The organism is Bradyrhizobium sp. CCGUVB14, assembly GCF_024199935.1.
In the GTDB taxonomy this organism is placed as follows: domain Bacteria; phylum Pseudomonadota; class Alphaproteobacteria; order Rhizobiales; family Xanthobacteraceae; genus Bradyrhizobium.
In genome coordinates this window covers 1836261-1857655 of record NZ_JANADS010000001.1, presented here as the reverse complement: position 1 = coordinate 1857655, position 21395 = coordinate 1836261, and the positions used below count along the sequence as shown (strand labels likewise).

Here is a 21395-nt window from a genome sequence, read left to right as displayed (position 1 = left end):
GACTGTTTCTTCTAACGATACCCTCAAGCAGCATCGAGCTTACTCCAGGTTTTACCAGGCAATCGACCCGAGGCTCATTGTCGCGAACAGCGCAATCAATTCGTCGTCACGACAGATCGGAGAGAAAGCATCGCGGCGTTGATCATCCGACATATCAGCATGATCGACGACCGTTAAACTGCCGGCGTGCCACAACGAACAAAGGCGCTGCATATTCCAGCCAAGATCGCACATGGTTGGCCCTTAACCCGTCTTCGCGGATTGGCGGGTTTTTGAAGGGCTCGCCTGAGCCGGATCAATGGCTTAGCTCAAAAGGTCTTCACTACGGCGGCTGGTTGACGGCGGCTGCGGTGGCAGACCGTATGTTCGTTGTCCGAGAGGTGGCTCGTCCGCAATATGCGATGAGCGAGGGTTGCGCCGGGTGGGCCGGCGCCGAGCCTCTCACATAGGAGGACGAGCCGTGCGGCAGGATAGCAAAATCTACGTGGGACTGGATACGTCGAAGCTGAAGATCTCGGTAGCCGTAGCCGAGGCGGGGCGCGATGGCGACGTGCGCTTCATCGGCGAGATCGACAGCGCGCCTGATGCGGTGGAGCGATTGATAGCGAAGCTCGCCAAAAGGCACCGGGACCTCGCCTTTTGCTACGAAGCCGGCCCGACCGGCTACGGTCTCCATCGTCAGATCACGCGGCTTGGCCACGACTGCATCGTGGTTGCACCATCACTGATCCCGAAGCGGCCTGGAGAACGGGTCAAGACCAATCGCCGTGATGCGCTGACCCTGGCCAAGCTGCATCGTGCAGGAGAGCTGACCGCGGTCTGGGTACCGGATCCGGAGCACGAGGCGGTGCGAGAACTGGTACGTGCCCGGGAAGCCGCGATGGAAGATCTGCGGCGGGCCCGTCAACGCTTGCAGTCCTTCCTGCTCCGTCACGGCCGGGTCTTCACCGGCCGTCAAGCGTGGACCAAGGCGCATACACGATGGCTGTGCGAGCAACGCTTCGAGCATCCGGCGCAGTATCTCGTGCTGGCCGAGTATCGCCAAGCGATCGAGGCCGCCGAGATCCGTCTCAAGCGTCTGGACGACCAGGTTGCCGAGGCGGTGAGTTCATGGTCCATGGCTCCAGTGATCGCCGCCTACCAAGCGCTACGCGGCGTCGCCTTCCTGACCGCGGTCACCTTCGTCACCGAAATCGGCGACGTGCGCCGCTTCGACAGCCCGCGCCAACTGATGGCGTATCTTGGCCTGGTGCCCTGCGAAAACTCCACGGGAGAACGCATCCGGCGCGGCAGCATCACCAAAGCTGGTAATGGCCGGGCGCGCCGCGTGCTCATTGAGGGCGCCTGGACCTACCGCTTCCCCGCCCGGATGAGCCGCCTACTGCAGGAGCGGCAGGCCGGCCTGACGAAAGCGGTGTGCGACATCGCCTGGAAAGCCCAAGTCAGACTCTGCGCTCGCTATCGCAAGCTGATGGCACGCGGCAAACGCCAGGCAGTCGTCACCGTGGCCATCGCCCGGGAAATGGCCGCCTTCCTTTGGGCAATCGGCCAAGAGGTGGAGCCGCACGGCGCAACCTGATCGCTTGCTGAATTAGCTACGCTTCCTTCCACCTCAACACAGGAGAACTCTCAGGAGCGACATCATTGTTGCGCATCGCTGGAGGCAGGGCCCCGGTTGGGGAACTCTCGCACGAATTGTGTGGCCGACATTGTCGATGCCCGCTGGCAGATCGAGACAGCCCCGGACGAACAAACGGAAATGCGGTATCCAACCCGCGTATCAGAGTCTACAAACCGTCGTCTCAGCGGCTCTGCCTCCTGCGCTGCGTAACAATCATCCAATTGACAACTCCGGCACAAACGGAGGTCGCGCCCTCATGCCGATAACCCTGGACAACGAACATCAGAGTTTGAGCTTCAGCCGGTCGATCAGAAGCTGCAGTTCGGGCTCGGGATGGGTGTAGCGAGTGAGCTTGATCTCGCGGTCGTCGGTGGTCGGCAGATGGACATCGATCATCTGGACGGCGGCAAATTTCTCCAGCGCGCTGCGCGCGGTCAGTCCCGGCGCCAACGCGTGGAGGCGGCGCGTCAGCGTGATCTGCATGCAATAAGCCAGGAAGGCGATGAAGATGTGCGCCTCGATGCGCCTCTCGTCTTGGTGGAAGACGGGGCGGATTGCGAGGTCGCCCTTGAGATTGCGGAAGGCCTCTTCGACAGAGACGAGCTGGACGTAGTATCGCCAGAGGCGGGCCGGATCATTGTCGGTAAGGTTGGTGCGCAGCAGATAGCGGCCTTCGCGTCGCCGGGTTTTGCGCAGCTTCGCGCGATCGAGCGCGAAGCTGAAGCTCGGTCGATGCCTGTCGACTTCAACGTCTACCAGACGCCAGGCCGCCGGCGCATGTGAGCGCGCGCCGCCGAGCTTCATCAAGAGTTCTTCGCGCGTCAGCTCCATGGCGGCGATCTGGCGCAGCCGCTTCCACAGCCACTTCAATTGCCGCCGGCGCATCGCGCGTTCCTTGGTCACGCGATCATGGCTCTGCGCGAAGACATAGAGTTCGCCATCCTCGGCCAGCAGCTTGACCCTGACGCCCTCGCGCGCCTCCTGCCATGGCCTGTCCACGAGGTGCTTCTCCAGCCGGTTCAGGCGGCCCTTGGGCGTGCCCACCAGATACTGCACCGGCGGATCGCTGCCCCGCATCTCGGCCAATACGGCCTCGGTCGGCACGCCGCGATCCATCACCCAGACCCGGCGCGCCTTGCCGTATTGCTGCTCGATCTTGGAAAGGAACGTTCGCAGCGTCTTGCTGTCGGCGGTGTTGCCGGGCAACACGTCATAAGCCAGCGGCAAGCCGTCCGGCGTCACCACCAGCGCGATCACGATCTGCGGGCAGTCCGGCCGCTTGTCACGGCTGTAGCCATGGCGGCGCTTTGTATCTTCCGGCAGGTCCGCGGCATTGACCTCGAAGTAGGTGCTGGTCAGATCGTACAGCAGCACGTCGAAGTCGGCGCTGAACAGATCGCGCCAGCGTCCGACCAGATGCGAGAACAGCGCGTCCTTGTGTGCGAGCAGCAGGTCGTGGCAGGCGTAGAGCTTGTGCTCCTCCGCAAGCCCGAAGTCCGCTCCCAGAAGATCGGCCATCGCGCTGTTGCCGAACCATTGCCGGTGCAGCCGCCACTCGCTGCCCGGCGCAATCAGCCGGTAGGTCGCGAGCACCTGCAGGATCTGATCCCAGCGCGTCTTCTTGCGGCTCGGTGGCAACCGATCGGCCCAGAACCGATCAAGCTGAAGCTCCTGCCACAACTGTCCCGCTAACCAGCAGGCACCCCATTGTCGCGGACGACGAAGCTGTATCTCCGACAGGCGAAGCTGAATGACGGAAGCATCACCGGTCACCGCTTCACAGCGATCCTCCGGGAACAACGCCAGTGTCCGTGCGCGGCCGGCGTCCTCGTCGAACACTTCGATCGCCTTGCGCCATGCCGCTGCCTGAGAGGAATTGATCTCGCCGAGATACAGCACATGCCGCTGCACCACACGGCCGTCATCGAGCCGCTTGTTCTCCACCACGTTCCAATAGTGGTGCGCCTTGCCGTTCTTCTTTCGCTCGGTGCGTCGCAGGAACATGGCGCGGCGAATCTACGCCCAACGCCACGCCCTTGGGAATCGGGTAGGTCTTCACTACAACCGTTTTCGGCCGAAAACGACGATCCAACTCCTTGCAGATCAATCGCTTAGCTCACGAAAAAATCTCAGAATCGCGATTTTACAACGCGAATCCGCGAACTCGGGTTAACGGGATCCATCCGGTTCGACTAATCTTACTGCGTTACAAAAGAAGGCGCTGTTTGATCGGGCGAATGCAACAGGGACAGCGTGAGAGGGTGCGGACGATGGCAACGATCAGTCTTCGCCGCATCGTCGCAATCGAGTTCGGGATGTGACGTTCGGGTCGCAGCAGCGGAGCCTCTGGGTCGGTAACCGTTGGAAACCGCAAGTCTCTTGAACGGCCTGGTGGAACGAGATCCCGAGGGGGGAATCGTCTCCCTCTCGGAGACCAGGAATCCGTAGGCTGCGATGCACAGCGTAGCGTGGTGGTGGAAGCCACGCCAACCTCGCCCTTCGAAATGCCCGAGCCCGACCTAAGACAGCACGGAGCAAGCCGAAGCTATTCGTCGGCACGCGTCTTCGAGATCGGACACCGAGGTCGCGTAGGATATGCGAAAATATGGCGCGAGGCCAAAGGCGGATCCGGGGACGACTGCTACTCCGACAGCCCTCAACAGATATTCTGCGAAATCCTTGTCGCTCCCTATCAATTTCCCATCTGGTGTCGTTCGGCCGAGCAGCCCTCCACAGCTCGCAAAGGTATAGAAGGCACCGTCCGGCACACGGCAGCTTATGCCGTTGATGGCGTTCAGGGCCGCGACGACGAGATCCCGCCGCGCCTCGAACAATGCTCGCCGCTCTTGCACGATGTCCTGGGGACCGTTCAGAGCCTGAACGGCCGCCGCCTGGCTGATCGAACATGGGCAGGATGTGGACTGGCTCTGGACGACCGCCATCGCCTCAATGAGAGGCCTCGGCCCGGCCGCGTAACCGATGCGCCAGCCGGTCATGGCGTACGCCTTCGACACCCCGTTGATCGTCAGCGTTCGAGCTTTGAGGCCCGGCTCGATGGCTGCCGGCGTGACGAAACAGAAGTCATCGTAGATGATGTGCTCGTAAATGTCATCGACCGCGAGCCAGACATGGGGGTGCCGGAGCAGTACGTCTAGGAGCGGCCGGTACTGCGCTTCAGTATAGGCTGTCCCTGAGGGATTGGACGGGGAATTGAGAAATACCCAGCGCGTGCGGGGAGTGATCGCCCTTTCCAAATCCTCGGCCGTCAGGCGAAAACCATTGGCTTCTGAGCATGGCACGAGAACCGGCTTGCCGCCGGCGATCGCCACGATATCAGAATAGCTGACCCAAAATGGCGTCGGAATGATGACTTCGTCGCCGGAACCGAGGCTCGCCATCATTGCATTGTAGAGGACTTGTTTCGCACCAGCCGATACAGTGATCTCGGCAGTCGTGTATTCCAGGCCGTTGTCGCGTCGAAACTTGGTAGCGATCGCCGCTTTTAGCTCCGGTGTGCCATCGAGTGTCGTGTATTTTGTCACGCCGGCGGCCAACGCGCGCGCCGCTGCATCCTTGACGTGCTGTGGCGTGTCGAAGTCGGGCTCGCCGGCGCCAAGCACGATAACGTTCTGCCCCTGCCGCTTCAGGTCGTTCGCGAGCGCGGTGATCTTGAGGATTTCAGAAACGCCTATCGCCGCGAGGCGCTCGGCGGACCGGAACGGCGAACTAGTAATTGTTGAGGCGTCCATCATGTGGGCCCTTATGCAAGGTCGAACTTGACGCCCTGTGCGAGCGGTAAGGTGCGGCCGTAATTGACGGTGTTGGTGGCCCGGCGCATATATCCCTTCCACGCGTCGGAGCCTGCTTCACGGCCTCCGCCTGTTTCCTTTTCGCCGCCGAAGGCCCCGCCGATCTCGGCGCCCGAGGGACCGATATTCACGTTTGCGATGCCGCAGTCGGACCCGCGTGCGGAGAGGAAGGTCTCCGCCTCTCGTAAATCATTTGTGAAGATCGATGACGACAATCCCTGCGGAACGGCGTTGTGCAGGCGCAGCACCTCGTCAAAATCATTGTAGCGCATGACATAGAGGATCGGAGCAAAGGTTTCCTTCTCCACGGGACCGGCCTGCTCGGGTATTTCGACTAGCGCCGGACGGACGTAATAAGCTTCCTCACCGAAGCCGGCCGCGACTCGCTCGCCGCCGAACACCGTGCCACCACCGGCCTTTGCCTCTGAAAGAGCCGCTTCGTGTGCGTCAAAGGCCGCCTTGTCGATCAACGGACCGATCAGGTTTCCGCTTTCGAGAGGATTGCCGATGGATACGGATTGATAGGCCTGTTTCAGCCGCGGCACGAAACGCTCATAGACGCTGTCGTGGACGAACAAGCGACGCAACGTTGTGCAGCGCTGGCCGGCCGTTCCCATTGCAGCAAACGCGACCCCACGCAGCGTCAGCTCGAGGTCCGCGCTCGCGGTGACGATCGCCGCATTGTTTCCGCCGAGCTCCAGGATCGACCGACCGAACCGCGCCGCCACCTTAGGGCCGACGGCGCTACCCATGGCCGTTGATCCCGTGGCAGAGATCAGCGGTACACGTGGATCATCGACCAGCACTTGTCCCAGTTCGCGACCGCCAATAAGAACGCTCGACAACTCCGCGCAGATGCTGCCGCCTTCCCTCTGGAAGCGCTTGACTGCACGATCGAACAGCGCTTGCGTGGCAAGCGCGGTGAGTGGAGTCTTTTCCGATGGCTTCCAGACGATCGAATTGCCGCAGACCACCGCGAGCGCTGCGTTCCAGGACCAGACGGCAACCGGGAAGTTGAAAGCGGAGATGATGCCCGTGACCCCGAGAGGATGCCAAGTCTCCATGATTCGATGCTCGCTGCGCTCGGTGGCGATCGTCAGGCCGTACAGCTGACGCGACAGCCCGACCGCAAAGTCACAGATGTCGATCATCTCCTCCACTTCGCCGAGCCCCTCCGATGTGACCTTGCCGACTTCGATTGAGACGAGACGGCCGAGGTCCTCCTTGGCCGCACGCAGCTCCTCGCCGAGCAGGCGAACCAATTCCCCCCGCTTGGGCGCAGGGACGAGCCGCCATTCGAGGAACGCAGCGTGAGCCGTTCCGACGGCTTCATGGGCGGCCGCCGTGTCCGAGGTCTTCAGCCAGGCGATCGTCTCGCCGGAGATGGGGGACCGCACGACGAGCTCGCCGGCGCCGAGGACAGCCGGGTCAACCCCCAGACGACCGACAATCGACGCGACCTGATCCGGGAGCGAGGAGGCGGCTGCTTTTTGGGCGACAGAAATCATGTTCTTTGTCTCCGTTATTTGGATCGGGCGTCTTTCGGGCCGGCTGCGCCGAGCTGCGCCAAGGCCTGGTCCAGTGAAGCGCGTTCCGCCTGGGCGTAGAGCTCGAACTCGTCCGCGACCTTTGCGCCCAATGCGTCTTCGAAGGCTAGGCGGTTGGAGCGCTTGGCGTAGTTCCGCTGCTCGTCCGTGTCCAGGTTCGATTGAAAAATGCCAGCGGCGCTGACCGGAAGGAAATCTTCATAGACAATAGGATCAAAACGCAGATGGCCGCGCGCAAGCAGGTCGATCGAAGGCACGATCTTCTCCCGCCGAGCCCATTCAAGGCCTTGCGGCGTCGGCGAATAGCGGAAATAGGCGAGCCGCTGCTCCCGTAGCTCCACCCAGCTGTCGGGAAAGGTGAGGAACCGTCGTGCCAGTTCGCTGGCGTAATCCTCAGCACGGGAGCCTGTGGCGCCAACCTGAACATCCCGGCGAACAGAAGCCAGCAATTCGTCGTATAGCGCGCGCCCTTTCGGCGTGAGTGCAATACCGCGCTGCTCGATCTCGCCAAAGCGAGCGGTGTGGGTGCCCTGTACCAATCCGCCGTCGCCCGCCTTGAATTCGATCTGTTCATCGAGTGCCTTGAAGCTTGTTTGGCGAAGCAGGATCGGGCACTTGCGGCGCGGCGGGCCTTCGATGACAGCCTTCGGAATGATGCCGCGCTTCGGCATCTCGGCCTGCACAACGTCAATGTCGAGCGTGCGTGGCGTCAGGTGATTGATGTGCGGTCCGCGGAAACTGACCACATCCGCAACGAGGCGGTGGGCATCGTGCAGCTTGGTATAGGTCGCAAGCGTAACCATCGCATTGCTGTGCCAGCGGAAGGTCTCCAGAACTTCGCACACGAACTCCTCGGCCTCGCCCTAGTCGAGCCCCCCTTGGCCTCGAAGATTTCGACGAGCTCGATGGCGCGAGCGGTGACGATCTGCCGTTCAGACACGATACGCGCTGCCTCTTTGCGGAGCTCCTCGTTCGCGATGAGGTCCAGGCGAAGAAGCGACGTGAAGATGCGGAACGGGTTGCGCCGCAGAGCCTCGTCCGTGATCGGGCGGAAGGCGGTGGAGTGCACTGGCACGCCGGCGACCGAGAGATCATAGTATCCGACGGCATGCATGCCGAGCACGGCGAAGATGCGACGGATATTGAACAGCTCTCGCGGCGTGCTGAGACGAATGGCGCCGTGGCGCTCGACACCAAGGCGGTCGAGCTCGTCATTGCGAGGGACGTCTGCGCCAGGTCCGGATCGTTCGCCAATTTTCTGGCGTTCACGTCTGCGACGAGTTCGATGAGGGTGCCGTACTGAGGTACCTCCGTGCGGTACATCTGCGACATCGCATGAGAGAACAACGATCGGACCTCGTTCGGGTGCACTTTCTTCGCAAGGACTACTTCAGAATTCAGCTGAGCTTGTCTGGTCATCCGGATCTTCTTGCCGCATTGACGGTACGCATTGGCGTCCACCTTTGACTGCGCCCGGACCAAACCACGATCGGCAGCGGTCCAATATCGATATCTATGCAAGAATTCATTCTCATTCGGAATGAACTGCTATTGAAGCAGCTTGACGAAATCGAAACGTCAATTTAGCTGCTGACAAGCCAGCTGCGATGCGGCTGGTGACGTCAGTTCATCTGTCGATCGGCCATGGTCATGTGAAGATTATGCGGGACCGGAATGACATACTGGCTGCGCGACGGTTCGTACCGTCGCTAGCTCTGCTTACCGCATTCGAGGCTGCAGCGCGCACCAGCAGCGTCACGGCGGCTGCTAAAGAACTCGCCTTGACACAGAGCGCAGTCAGCCGACAGATCAAAATGCTGGAAGAACAGCTCGGCGTGGAATTGTTTCGCCGACAACGGCAGACCATCCGCCTGACCGGCGGTGGTGAGGCATATGCGCGTGAGATCCGTGAGGCCCTTCGCAAGATCAGCGCAGCCTCTCTCACTGTGCGGACAAATCCCTTGGGCGGCACTCTCAACTTGGCGATCCTGCCGACTTTTGGAACGCGCTGGCTGGCGCTGCGACTGCCCGGCTTTCTCAATAGCAACCCAGGCATTACGATCAATCTCGTAACCAAGTTGTCGCCGTTCGATTTCCGCCTAGAACCTATCGACGCAGCGATCCACTTTGGCTCTGCCGAGTGGCCCGGCGGCGATCTGACCCTGCTGCGATCGGAGACAGTGATTCCAGCCTGCAGCCCGGAGTTGCGCGCTGATTGCCGATTCCGCAAGCCGGCCGATCTTAGAAAGGTTCCGCTTCTCCACTTAACCACGCGGCCGAAGGCATGGGAACAATGGTTCGCGATGAACGGCGAGCCCGCCCAAATCCTGCCAAGGATGTTGTTCGACCAATTCGCGACAGCCTCGCAGGCGGCGATCGCCGGCATGGGCGTGGCATTGCTGCCCCAATTCCTGATTGAGGACGAACTCGCCACCGGTAAGCTTGTGGCGGCACTGGATTTGCCCATGACGAGTTCAGAGTCCTATTATTTGGCTTGGCCGCAGGAACGAGAGAACCACCCGCCACTTGTCGCCTTTCGCACTTGGCTTGTCGCGGAAACGGCTGCCGACAGATGAAGCCTTAGTTGCCGGGCGAGGAAGACAGACGCGGGCGGTCGTTCTCTGCAAGCGAGCGAGTTGGCTTCTGAGTTTTGCTCTACACGTACTCAGTGGCGGTACTCCGCGAGCTTATCGCGCCTGTGGTATGCGGTGTATGTGAGCTGCGCAGCAGCAAGCCCTACAAGACCGAACGTGCGAGACAGGCCGAACGCAGTAAAGCCCTTTGGCACCGGACTGCCCTCAACCAAAGCAGCGGCGAGCGTTTCGCCCGCGACCGTAGTCGGCGCAATTCCATGTCCGCCGAATGCGATGGCATGCCAAACGCCGTCGGCGTCGCGGCCGATCTGCGGCATCTTATGGCGCGCATAGCTCATCAGGCCGCCCCATGCATACTCGACCTTGACATCTGCAAGTTGGGGATAAACACGGGCAAGATCACGCCTCAGCAAGCGCGCGATCACGTCCGGCTCGCGGCGGCGCACCGAAATCCGGCCACCCCAGAGAATTCGTGTGTCCTGCAATGGGCGATAGTAATCGAATGCGAATCGTGTGTCGTATACGCTATATGGTGCGTCGATAGCGTCGGTCAGGTGAGCGCCAAGCGGTTCGGTTGCGATCGCGTAAGTCGCGATCGGCAGCACCGCGCGCTCTATCCGGGACGCTACGCCGCGCGCATAGGCGCCTCCCGCGAACACGACATCCTTTGCGCACACTACGCCATTCGGCGCACGCACGACGAAGCCTGCGCCGTTGCGTTCGATCGCAAGCGCCGCGGATTGCTCGAAAATGCGTGCGCCGCCTTGCTCGATCACCCGAGCGACGCCGAGAACGTATTTCAGAGGATGAAAATGAAAGGCGTTGGCCTCGAAGAGCCCGCCATAATAGCGCGAGGTCTTCAAGCGTGCACTCAGGACATCCGCCGCGACCGGCTCCCAGTCGACACCGAACTCGCGCTGCATCAGCGAGCGCAGTTTGTCGAGGCGAGAACGATCGTTAAACCAGTTCGCAAGCATCACACCCCGGTCGACGATATCGCAGTCGATTCCATAGCGCGCAATTCGCGCGCGGATTAGGTCGACAGCATCGATCGTGAGTCGGTATAGGAGCCGCGCCTCGGCGCGACCGAGCGCGCGCAACAGCTCGGCGTTATCCAAGCTGTAGCCCCCGAACACAAAGCCGCCGTTTCGACCGGACGCACCGAAACCCGCTCGCTCGCCTTCAAGCACGACCATGTCGCGCACGCCGCGTTTGATGAGCCCGAGCGCGGTGCACAGACCGGCAAGACCGGCGCCTATAATGCAGACCTGCGTGTCGAGCCTGCCGTTCAGTTCGGGGTAGAGCCTACGGGAAACGGTTGCGTCGTAGAAGTTCCGCATAAATTTTCATGCCATCGAGTGCAATCGGCGCAGTCCACTAATCAAAACATTCGGAGACGAAGCCCCAGTTGCGGATCATCGTGGTCTGCCAGTAGCTGAGATCGGCGCAGTCCACGCGACCGCCCGAGTAGCCAGTTCATGCGCTTCGTGTCTCATTGGTAAATCATCTTATCCTCCCAATTGTCACCGATGCGGTAGCAAGGTTTAAAGATAGCGAACCTTTCGATCCGTGGGCGCCGACCGCAATTGCGTTATCGTCTGCAATTCAAGGCGAGCGCGCTCTACTGCCTGAAGCGGGCGGTGTGATCTAGCTAAGGGCGACCACGGCCATAACTTCTGAGTCTTAGATACTAGATTGGCCCACGGCGCCGGCCGCAGTTTGTGCTGCAGCCGGGCTAAACGCGGATACTCACTTCCAGCTTACTTTACGAACAACTTGCGCGGCGTTGCTGATAACGCCTCGTGACCAGCGTCCGTCACGGTGAACGACTGTGTGATCGTAATGCCGACATCGTCCAGCCAGAGCCCGGGCATCATATGAAAGCACATGCCCGGACGAAGAATTGTGTCGTCTCCCTTTCGAAGGCTGGCCGTCCGTTCCACCGCACCGGGCGGATAGCCCAGGCCGATCGAGTAGCCGAGCCTCGCCTCTTTCTCGAGCCCATGCCGAGCCAGCGATTGGCGAAACACCTCGGACACGTCCGAACATTTACGACCAGGCTCGACACTGTCGAGGGCTGCGTTCATCGCCTCCACCGCGAGCTCCGACAAGTTCTGGAAAGCAGGAATCGGCTTTCCTACCGATATCGATCGACTGAGATTGACCTGATAACGCAACCGGTTTCCGAAGAGTTCAAGGTTAAGAGTCGTCGAAGCCGGTAGCGGCTTGTCGGTCCATGCGGCATGGGGTGCAATGGAACGCTCAGCTACACAAAGCATCGGGGGCGCGCACATGTAGGACCCGCCGAACTCGGGCGTGCCAGCCGCCATCTGGTAATAAACGGCGGCAGCGATATCACACTCCCGAATGCCTGGCGCGACGATGTCGATGGCTCGGGCCATCATGGCGTCAGCGATCTTGCCCGCTTGACGCATAAGCGCGATTTCCGCCGGGCTCTTCACAATCCGGATCCAGTTGACGAGCAGATCCGCATCGACGAACTGCGCAGCGGGAAGCGCACGGGAAAGATCAGCGTGTGCACGCGCGGAGTAGTAGTATCCGCCATTTTCCACGCCGATACGTGCATTCTCTCCGCCGATTTCCCTGACCACATCGGCAATCACATCGAACGCCGAGAAAGTGGCAGAATGGACGTACTTGTCCTCATAAGCGCGGATATTGTCTTCATCGAGATAGGTCGTCATAACCGCCGACACGCGGTCCATGAAGCGGCCAATCCAAATGGGCTGCTCTTTCTTGAGGGAGACGATCACGAATTGCGGGACATAGTACGAATATGCGTCGTAGCCCGTCAGATAGTTCATGTTCGGTGGTTCTGAGATCAGCAAGATGTCGACACCTCGCTTGCTCATTTCACCCTTCACTGCGACCAGGCGTGCAACAAACTCGCTCTTTTCGAAATGCAGTTCTCGTTTCAATTTCGATGCCCCTTGTTGAGCGGATCGCCGCTCGTCGATCAGGAAGAACGTAGGTTGCGCAATCGTGATCTTTATCTAACGCCGTTAGATCCATTTCCTCTAAATCAAGCCGCATCTGCAGGATTTCTGCATGTTTCACCGCATTGGCGTATAGTTCCATCGCAACCGCCCGAGCTTCTTTGCAATGGCGAGAGGCTGCCTAGCAAAAACACGAGGCGAGAGGACCGTTGCGGTCCGCGTCAGTCCTTGAATAACCCCGCGTTCGGTCGAGAAGATCGAGTTGTAGCAGCAACGATGAAAAAGATTTGCGTGCGGGTCCAGTGGCGGCGAGCGGGTGACTCCTACGCCCAACGCATCGTGCAAAAACAAATTCGATGCGCCGAGCGCTGGCAACTCATAGCGCTCACTTCGCCGAAAACGACATCGGAAAGATGATCTCTTACTCTCTCCGAGGTGACATTTTCGACCGAAAGCCGTAGTCGCCTAGTTCAAAGACGATGATAGAGATGTTCATATATTCCCGTTGTCGCCAGCTCGGGCATGAGCGAGTTCCCGAAGTTTCATTTTTAAAAGGCCTCTTATAAGATGCTTGTCTGCACTGCTGTGCGCGGCAGAAGGTGAAGTGGACCCTATGCTGAGGACCACTGGGTCTGGTTTTTTAAGTGGAGCTGCTGCCGTTCGTTCTTCCCAGTGACTTTACGCTACTCTTGCCTGCTGCTGTTGTGGCTGTGGGGATGTGGGCAACGCGCAGCGTTGTCCAAGCTTCTCGCTTGCGAGAAGCGTCATATCCACAGCCTGTGCGCCGGTGACACCGGCCCGCCAGACCGCCATCGGCGCGCGGTTTTCCAGCGCCTGATGAGGGCGCTGGAAATTGTAAAATTCGATCCATCGGGCGATTCCGGCCTTGGCCTCGTGGCCATCCGAATAACCCTTGAGATAGATGTCCTCGTATTTGAGCGAGCGCCACAGCCGCTCGATGAACACGTTGTCCATCCAGCGCCCACGACCGTCCATCGAGATCCTGACGCCGGTGGCGGCCAGCGTGCCGGTGAAGGCGGCGCTGGTGAACTGGCTACCCTGGTCGGTATTGAAGATCTCAGGCCGGCCGAAGCGCGCCAAGGCCTCTTCGAGCGCAGACACGCAGAACGATGTGTCCATCGTGTTCGACAGCCGCCAGGCCAGCACCGCACGGCTCGCCCAATCGATGATCGCCACCAGATACAGAAAGCCCTGGCCGATCGGCAGATAGGTGATATCGGCCGCCCACACTTGATTCGGTCGGTCGATCACCATATGGCGCAGGAGATACGGGAAGATCTTGTGTCCCGGCGCCGGCTTTGTGGTTCTGGGCTTTGGTCCCAGCGCCGCGATGCCCATCTTGCGCATCAACCGCTGCACGCGCTTGCGATTGATGCGACAGCCTTCGCTATTGAGCATCGCCGTCATCCGCCGCGAGCCCAAGAACGGCCAGGCCGTGAACAGCTCGTCGATCCGCCGCATCAGCTCAAGGTCGTTGTCATTGGCCGGCCGCGGCGGCCGATACACGCTCGATCGCGCAACGCTCAGCAGTTGGCATTGCCGGCGGATCGATAGACCCGCATGATCGCGCTGAAGCAATCCTCGGCGATCCGGCGCGCTCATCTTCCGGACCTCCTGGCTAAGAAATCCCGCTCGACCGTCAATTGTCCGATCTTGGCGTGGAGCTTCTCGACCTCCAGTTCGTGGGCCGCCTCGCCATCCCGACCAGCGCCCGCGTCGAACGCCCGAACCGCTTGATCCTGAAGCTGTTTCTTCCAGGCATAAATCTGGTTCACATGCACCTGGTAGCGCTGCGCCAGATCCGTCACCGTTGATTGTTCTCGCAGCGCCTCCAAGGCGATCTTTGCCTTCAGCGCCGCATCGATTGTCCGTCTCGTCTTCTTCATGGTCCGCTCCGTTTATCAAAACGGAACGGCATCCGCACCACCTAAGCCGCCGGTCCAAAATCCGGGGTCCACTTCACAAACCCTTCAGCTGCCAAGTCCGTATTCCCCACGCAGCTTGTCTGCCAACGAGCGGCCTGCAGCGAGCCGGCAAGCGGCCGACGTATGATCGCCATTCAGCCAGATCGAATGATTCGCCAACCGGCACTCTCTAATCGTTCATTGCGATCAGTTGTAAGATTGTGTCGGTATCGACGTCGTTCAAACGGTAGGTAGTGATCATCGTCAGCATGACGGCGCAACGTTCAGCGCCGCGCTCGCTGCCCGCAAAGGTCCAGTTGCGCCTGCCCACAGCCACGCCGCGCAGCGCTCTTTCTGCGGCATTGTTCGTCAGGCAGATTCTACCGTCGTCGAGGAAGCGCGCGAAGTCGTCCCAGCGGTTGAGCATGTAGTTCATTGGCTTCAGGACCTCGGAAGAGCGCGAGAGGGTTTCGCGCTCGCGCAGCAGCCAGGCGTGCAGTTCGTCGAACAACGGCTTGCTCTTTTCCTGGCGCACGGCACGCCGCTCCGCGGCGGTCTTGCCGTTGATCCCACGTTCGATCTCGAACAAGGCGTCGAGCCGTTTGACCGCCTCCAGCGCGATCGGGGAGATCGGCTTGCCCTTTCCGCCGTTCCGGACATTCATCTCGATGTCGGCCAGCTCGAAGAACCCCCTGCGGGCATGGGCCATGCAGAAGGCGGGCGTGAGCGGTCGGTCCTTCCGCCGCTCGTCGAACAACGGATTGAGACCGCTGTAACAGTCAGCCTGAAGGATGCCCTGGTACCCGACCAGGTGTTTCTGGGGATGTTCACCCCGTCGGTCGCTCGAGGCGTAATAGACCGCAGCTGGCGGAGCTGTGCCCGCGAAGGGCTTGTCATCCCGAACATAAACCCAGATGCGCCCAGTTGTGCACTTGCCCTTCGCCAGGATGCGGATGGTGGTGTCGTCACCGTGAAGACGCTCGGCCGCGAAGGCATGCTTCTCGATCAGCTCGAAGATCGGAGCCAGGGCGAAGGTCCCGTGGCCGACCTGGTCGGCCAGCGTGGACCGGCATGTCGATGCCCTCGCATTTGAACCGGGAGCTCTGGCGGTTGAGCGGGATGTGCATGCCGAACTGTGCGTCCAGCGAAGGCTGGCATGTTCAGCAGGAGTCAGCCCTGCCGGGGAAAAAGTTAGCTCCCCGTAGTGTGGATAGCAGAGGAGATAGAAATAGAACCTTTGAAGCCTATCGACAAAACTCCCTTGGGGAGACCACGAGTCACCGGGCCGTATCAAAAGAGAACGCGTTGTGGCCTCGAAAATGCTGAAAACCGAAAGTCGAGCCCGCAGTTTAGGGGCGAAGGCAGCATGATCCGTCGAATGCTAACTGACGCGACGGGTCATTTCGGCGGGGTGAAAGCGACAGCACGGTGACAAGGACATGCTGAGCAACTGGAGAAGCCTTCCTCATCCCGGGGAGAAATCACCGGAAGAAGGTAGGTCGAATAACCGGAGATCCCGGGAAATCGGCCGAAGATGAGAAGGTGGCGGCCGGGACCGTAGTAGCGATGAAGCGGAGTAACGCCCGTGAAGCAAAGGGTCCCTGCCATTTGTGGTGTCTCTAACGTAAGGAAGGCAAGGACGAGATGATAAAGGCGTCCATCGATTTGCGGGACCTGAGGCGGAGACTATACGTCAAGGCGAAGGCTGAACCGTCCTGGCGTTTCTGGGGTCTATACGTCCACGTGTGCAAGATGGAGACCCTGCGCGCAGCGTATGAGATGGCGAAAGAAAACGACGGCGCACCGGGAATAGACGGGGTGACGTTCGAAGCCATCGAAGCGCGAGGCGTGGAGTCTCTGCTCGAGCAATACCGACTGCGCATGGGTGCTGCTCTACATCGAAAGATGGCTGAAGGCACCCGTGAGCATGCCGGATGGCGCGCTGGTCAGCCGAGAGAAGGGGACCCCGCAAGGGGCAGTCGTCAGCCCAATCTTGGCAAACCTTTTCCTGCACTATGCGTTCGATCGTTGGATGAAGGAAAATAATCCAGACATTCCGTTCGAGCGCTACGCGGATGATGCCATCTGTCACTGTCGCAGTGAGGCGCAAGCGCTTTCATTGCGGCAAGCGCTGGAAGCGCGGCTTGCGGCGTGTAAGTTGGAATTGCATCCGCAAAAGACGAAGATTGTGTACTGCAAAGACTCGAACCGACCGAACGGTTATCCGGAGCAACGCTTCGATTTTCTGGGCTTTACGTTTCGACCCCGACAATCGATGAATCGCGCTGGAAAGCTGTTCGTCAGTTTCTCTCCTGCGGTCAGCGACAAAGCGGCCAAGGCGATGCGCGAAGACGTGCGTCGCTGGAAGCTGCATCATCGCAACGATCTCGACTTGGAGAAAATCGCCCAATGGGCACGGCCTATTCTTGTTGGCTGGGTCAACTATTACGGGCGTTTTCATCGTTCGGCGCTTCGCAGGGCACTGCGCACAGTAGATCCATTTATCGTGCGCTGGGCACAGCGGAAATACAAAAGACTTCGGGGACACGCAAAGCGAGCGTGGGGCTGGTTGCGCGGGGTCAAATCCCGCCAACCGAACCTGTTCGCCCATTGGTCCACGGAATCTCCGGTTGGGGCGATAGGAGCCGGATGAGTCGAGAGACTCACGTCCGGTTCTCGGAGGGCGTGGGGGTGGGATTCCCCCGCGCTACTCGACTATCTGCGCGCCTACGACAGCGTGTCCGAGGCGCAAGCGTCGATTTCCAAATATCTGGCGTTCTACAATCAGGGACGCCCGCACTCGAGCCTTGACGAACGCACGCCCGACGAGGCTTACTTCGGCGTGCAAGCGATGGTGATGGCCGCATGATCGTCGCCCGCGATTTTGTCGTCGCTCTGGTCGGGCTACGCCCTCCCGACGCAACGACAAAATCGCAAAGCCCCGCAGTCAGTGTAAACCGGCAGGAATCCACTTAAATTCCGCGGGGCGCTGTCCAAACAACCGGGGCCAGCTCTGTCCGCAACCTGTCGCGACACACGCAGGATTCGTATTTGCTGCAGGTTTCGCAGTTTGCCCGGCATTTCGCTAAATCGCCGGCTTTGCTCGGCCCGGAGGATATCCACGCCTACCAGGTCTATTTGACGAACGAGAAGAAGCTGGCCCCACGCTCGGTGCAAGTGACCGTCGCAGCGCTTCGATTTCTCTACCGCGTCACGCTCGGCTTCGATTGGGATTTCGACCGGATCATTCCGTGCCCAAAGGCGCCAAAGACACTGGCCGTCATTCTCAGCCCCGAGGAGGTGCTGCACTTCCTTGGCTGCATCGAGAGCTTCAAACACCAGGCGATCCTGACGACATGCTATGCCGCCGGTCTGCGCATTTCCGAGGCGACCCGCCTGAAGCCTGAGGCTATCGATCGCCAGCGCATGGTGCTGCGCGTCGAGCAGGGCAAGGGACAGAAAGACCGCTACGTCATGCTGTCGGCCAGGTTGCTGGAGGTGCTGACGGACTATTGGCGCGCCGTGCGACCCACCGGGGCATGGATGTTTCCTGGCGCCGTTGCTGGAGAACCGATATCGACAAGCGCCGTAGATGCCACCTGCCGCCAGGCACATCGGATGTCGAAACTCTCCAAGCCGGTGACACCTCATTCGCTTCGGCATGCATTTGCGGTGCACCTGCTCGAAGCTGGAACCGATCTCCGCACCATCCAGCTCCTGCTCGGCCATCGCAGCTTGTCAACGACCGCTCAATATCTGCGGATCGCTACCAACAAGGTCTGCGCGGCGACGAGCCCGCTTGAACTGCTGCCACGTCCGATCCCCAAGGCCTCCTCGCCGCCAGCGCCCGAACATTTCTGACGGCCAGCCCCATGAGCCGCTCAGGTCCGGAGGTGGCGGATATCTTCCGTCGCTACGGTGCTGCCTGGCGAGAGCAGCACTGGGCCTCGCTATCGACCGAACGACGCTCCGCAATGACTGCCATCGAGCGCTGCCGAACGTCGGCGCTCGGCGGCCATGTCGAACAGTGCGACCGCTGTGGCGAACGACGGATCGCTTACAACAGCTGCCGTTCCCGCAGTTGCCCCAAGTGCCAGTGGCTCGCCCGAGCAGAATGGATCGAAGCTCGGCGGGAAGAGCTTCTCGATACGCAGTATTTCCATGTCGTCTTCACCATTCCCGATGAGATCGCCGCGATTGCCTTCCAGAATGCCAGCACGGTCTACAAGATTCTGTTCCACGCAGCCGCCGAGACGTTGCGCACCATCGCTGCCGATCGGCGACATCTCGGCGCGGAGATCGGGTTTTTCGCTGTGCTTCACACCTGGGGGCAGAATCTCAGTCATCATCCCCATCTCCACTGCGTCGTGCCCGGCGGTGGGCTGTCGCCGGACGGAAGCCGCTGGATCGCGTGCCGTCCCGGCTTCTTCCTACCAGTCGCCGTGCTCTCCCGACTCTTCCGGCGGCTGTTCCTCGAAGGTCTGCAAAGGGCATTTGATGCCGGCGAGTTGCGATTCTTTTCGTCATTGGAACGGCTGCGCGATCCCGTCGCATTCCGGAGCTATCTGGATCCCGCCCGCCGGGTCAACTGGGTGATCTATGCCAAGCCACCCTTCGCGGGCGCTGAGCAGGTTCTGGAATATGTCGGACGCTACACACACCGGGTGGCAATCGCCAACAACCGGATCGTCGATATCGAAGATGGCCACGTACGCTTCCGGTGGAAGGACTATCGCAACGAGAGCCGGCAAAAGGTGATGACGCTCGACGCCGGGGAGTTCATCCGGCGTTTCCTCGTCCATGTCTTGCCCGAGGGATTTCAGCGCATCCGCTACTACGGTTTCATGGGCAACCGCTACCGCAAGCAAAAGCTCGCCCGCTGCCGCGAACTGCTCGGAATGCGGCAGTCCGATATGTCGGCAAAGCCGAAGGAAGGGCGCGATTATCGCGACAAGGTCGAAGAACTGACCGGAGTTTCCCTGCGGGAGTGTCCCTTCTGCCGTCAAGGGCAGATGGTGTGCATCGAGGTGCTCGCGCCCGTTGCGTCACAAGACCCACCTCTCATGGACACTTCATGATGGTCGTGCATTTCAACTCATTGATCATCGTGCTTTCCGTCTGCCGAGGCAGAGAGCAGGCGTCCTATTGTCACGCCTCCGACATCGAGCTCTCCAGACGCAGGCGTCGCCGGTCTTTCCGATGGGGAGACCATATCTCGATTAGAATGTTTCGCTATAAAGACCGCATCCAGCATGTCCCCGGAGCCCTAGCGACGGGGCTCTCCATTGGGAAGCAGCATCCAATTTCCATAGCGGCACCGGCGCGCTAGGCGGCTTCGTCCAACACGTTTTTAGATTACCGGCGCACTCACAGCGGCGCACTTTGAAGCTTCGGTAACGCGCCGCCAATCTAAAAACGCTCTCTACTATGCCGCGCTCGGCATAGGCAGGTCACGATCGTCCTGGACATGACGGGCCTCCGCGAAGATCGCGATGGACTTCTTGCGTGGATGAGACGTTATCTTCACGACACCAACGCCCTCGTCCGCGTGCCAATTCGTCATACATCAGAACCTCGATCAGATCGTCGACGATCGCGACACCGCGCTCAATGCTCGCTGTGCTCTCGCCAATCCCAAGGCGACAGCGGACATTTCTTGTTGCGTCTATCGCCCCATGCATCGAGTGATTTGCCCAGATAATCGCAGACAATGGAACACTTAGAGGAGCAGAGAGCAGCATTCGATCGTCTTTGGCTGGAATTACTACAATGGGCAACGGACTCCGACAGGCTTGCAAGTACGAGACGATCCCGTCTACGGCATCCTTACATGAGTGCAGAAGGATTGCATCGGCGCCCGCCCTTGCGTAATCGTGAGCTCGCAGAAGCGTTTCCTCCATTCCACACTCGTCTTTTGGTGCCTCGAGGCACACGACAAGGACCAAATCGTCTTTGACAGCGTCCTTTACCGCACGCACACGGCTACAGAATTTCTGGAGATTTGCTTCACGATGTTGCTCGCGTAAAACGTGCATCGCCCTCGGGCCAGAGCTATCCTCCAGTGCGAGCCCTGCAGCGCCACAGCAACGCAACTCATGGGCGATTATTACTCCACTGTTGACACTACGAAGGACAATGTCTCCATCGGCGAGAACCGGCAGTTCAGTCGAGCCAACGATTCTTTCGATTATGCTCTTAACTTGATTCCATGGCGCTTCGTCAGCATAGCAATATCCGAGGGAACAGGCAATTGAGGTCGCCGACACCCACAAGCCTTCGAAGCCTGTGCGCTCAGCGATCGTTGCGGAGAATCCATCATGCACCTCCATGAGAAACGAAAGCTCAGCACTCGAGCAGATTTGTGCGCGTAGCGTATCGGATATCATAGCGAGGTGTCCAACAACGTCGACGAGAAACGGAGGCGATTAATCCTGTATTGCAGATCCCTTGTGTAGCGCTTGCTCGCACCACCATTCCTTGCCTGCCTAACCATTCGAGCGCCGTTCGGCTGTCCTTATTCCATTAATGGATAGATCACGCGCTTCGATCATCGAGATCAATTCCCCGAAATAATAGTTGATAAAGGGCGGGTGATATGTATCCCCTTTACTAAGCGCGGCAGCCATAGGGCATCCGCGGGCTAATCGCAGATAAAGACCCGCTAACCACGTATACGGCGCTTCCGCTGCTGACTTCCGAACAATGAGGATTAGTTTCCCAGTTCAAAGCAGGAGGCTTTACGCACCTCCGGAAACTCCTGCGCGATGAACGAACGTCGGGCCATAAGTTGGCGGAGCTGGCCGGCCCTGCGCTTTAAACCCACGCGAACAATCGCCAGGAGCATAGTCGCTTCAGATACTGGCTCGAGCGTGCTGAGCAGCAGCGACAGTGCTTCATGACTCCCGTCCGATCGTGTGACATGCAAGCATTCCAGCGGTGGGA

13 protein-coding genes and 4 pseudogenes are annotated in these 21395 nt (G+C 59.9%); 6 read left to right on the top strand and 11 right to left on the bottom strand.

Translation table 11 applies throughout. The features are described from left to right. Nucleotides 1–51 precede the first annotated feature (51 nt). Nucleotides 52–234 carry a hypothetical protein gene (locus NLM32_RS08660; protein ID WP_254128685.1) on the bottom strand — a complete coding sequence of 61 codons (183 nt, stop codon included), beginning with the start codon at nt 232–234 and terminating at the stop codon, nt 52–54. 226 nt (nt 235–460) lie between these two features. On the opposite strand from NLM32_RS08660, the gene NLM32_RS08655 reads away from it, so the two are divergent. Further along, nucleotides 461–1579: an IS110 family transposase gene (locus NLM32_RS08655; RefSeq protein WP_254128684.1), complete on the top strand. Its 1119-nt coding sequence runs from the start codon at nt 461–463 to the stop codon at nt 1577–1579. 324 nt (nt 1580–1903) lie between these two features. Here NLM32_RS08655 and NLM32_RS08650 read toward each other — a convergent pair whose 3' ends face one another. From NLM32_RS08650 to NLM32_RS08635, 5 genes and pseudogenes are all read right to left on the bottom strand, one after another. Beyond that, the gene (locus tag NLM32_RS08650) at nt 1904–3625 is read right to left on the bottom strand and encodes an IS1634 family transposase (protein ID WP_254128683.1); all 1722 of its coding nucleotides are present in this window, start codon (nt 3623–3625) and stop codon (nt 1904–1906) included. 194 nt (nt 3626–3819) lie between these two features. After that, nucleotides 3820–4140: pseudogene (locus tag NLM32_RS46295) on the bottom strand (IS701 family transposase); the annotation flags it as partial. Further along, nucleotides 4141–5373 carry a pyridoxal phosphate-dependent aminotransferase gene (locus tag NLM32_RS08645; protein ID WP_375143540.1) on the bottom strand — a complete coding sequence of 411 codons (1233 nt, stop codon included), beginning with the start codon at nt 5371–5373 and terminating at the stop codon, nt 4141–4143. An 8-nt stretch (nt 5374–5381) separates the two neighbouring features. Next, entirely contained in the window at nt 5382–6938 is a 1557-nt protein-coding gene (locus NLM32_RS08640; protein ID WP_254128682.1) for an aldehyde dehydrogenase family protein, read from the bottom strand. Between the two features lie 14 nt (nt 6939–6952). Beyond that, a pseudogene (locus NLM32_RS08635) lies at nt 6953–8396 on the bottom strand (VOC family protein). Nucleotides 8397–8656: 260 nt separating this feature from the next. Between NLM32_RS08635 and NLM32_RS08630 the strand changes: the two are divergent. Next, entirely contained in the window at nt 8657–9553 is an 897-nt protein-coding gene (locus tag NLM32_RS08630) for a LysR family transcriptional regulator (protein ID WP_254135259.1), read from the top strand. An 89-nt stretch (nt 9554–9642) separates the two neighbouring features. Here NLM32_RS08630 and NLM32_RS08625 read toward each other — a convergent pair whose 3' ends face one another. The 4 genes and pseudogenes from NLM32_RS08625 to NLM32_RS08610 form a co-directional block, all read right to left on the bottom strand. Then, complete coding sequence (locus NLM32_RS08625) at nt 9643–10911, bottom strand: FAD-binding oxidoreductase (protein ID WP_254128681.1); 1269 nt, start codon at nt 10909–10911, stop codon at nt 9643–9645. A 420-nt stretch (nt 10912–11331) separates the two neighbouring features. Beyond that, nucleotides 11332–12510, bottom strand: a complete 1179-nt coding sequence (locus NLM32_RS08620) for a Xaa-Pro peptidase family protein (RefSeq protein ID WP_254128680.1) — start codon at nt 12508–12510, stop codon at nt 11332–11334. Nucleotides 12511–13206: 696 nt separating this feature from the next. Beyond that, nucleotides 13207–14435, bottom strand: a protein-coding gene (locus NLM32_RS08615) for an IS3 family transposase (RefSeq protein ID WP_375143537.1) whose coding sequence is annotated in 2 segments (ribosomal slippage) — nt 13207–14153 and nt 14153–14435 — 1230 coding nt in all. Because the reading frame shifts where the segments join, the coding sequence is not laid out codon by codon here. 247 nt (nt 14436–14682) lie between these two features. Then, a pseudogene (locus NLM32_RS08610) lies at nt 14683–15589 on the bottom strand (IS66 family transposase); the annotation flags it as partial. A gap of 791 nt (nt 15590–16380) precedes the next feature. Here NLM32_RS08610 and NLM32_RS08605 point away from each other — a divergent pair. From NLM32_RS08605 to NLM32_RS08590, 4 genes and pseudogenes are all read left to right on the top strand, one after another. Further along, on the top strand, nt 16381–17106 hold the full coding sequence (locus NLM32_RS08605) for a reverse transcriptase domain-containing protein (RefSeq protein WP_254135258.1): 726 nt from the start codon (nt 16381–16383) through the stop codon (nt 17104–17106). A gap of 63 nt (nt 17107–17169) precedes the next feature. After that, nucleotides 17170–17322: pseudogene (locus tag NLM32_RS08600) on the top strand (integrase core domain-containing protein); the annotation flags it as partial. Nucleotides 17323–17429: 107 nt separating this feature from the next. Then, nucleotides 17430–18314, top strand: a complete 885-nt coding sequence (locus NLM32_RS08595; protein WP_254135257.1) for a tyrosine-type recombinase/integrase — start codon at nt 17430–17432, stop codon at nt 18312–18314. Nucleotides 18315–18325: 11 nt separating this feature from the next. Further along, nucleotides 18326–19531 (top strand): IS91 family transposase, encoded by a 1206-nt coding sequence (locus NLM32_RS08590; RefSeq protein WP_254128679.1) that lies wholly within the window; start codon nt 18326–18328, stop codon nt 19529–19531. Nucleotides 19532–19903: 372 nt separating this feature from the next. Here NLM32_RS08590 and NLM32_RS08585 read toward each other — a convergent pair whose 3' ends face one another. Then, complete coding sequence (locus NLM32_RS08585) at nt 19904–20839, bottom strand: isocitrate lyase/phosphoenolpyruvate mutase family protein (protein WP_256568226.1); 936 nt, start codon at nt 20837–20839, stop codon at nt 19904–19906. Nucleotides 20840–21395 lie beyond the last annotated feature (556 nt).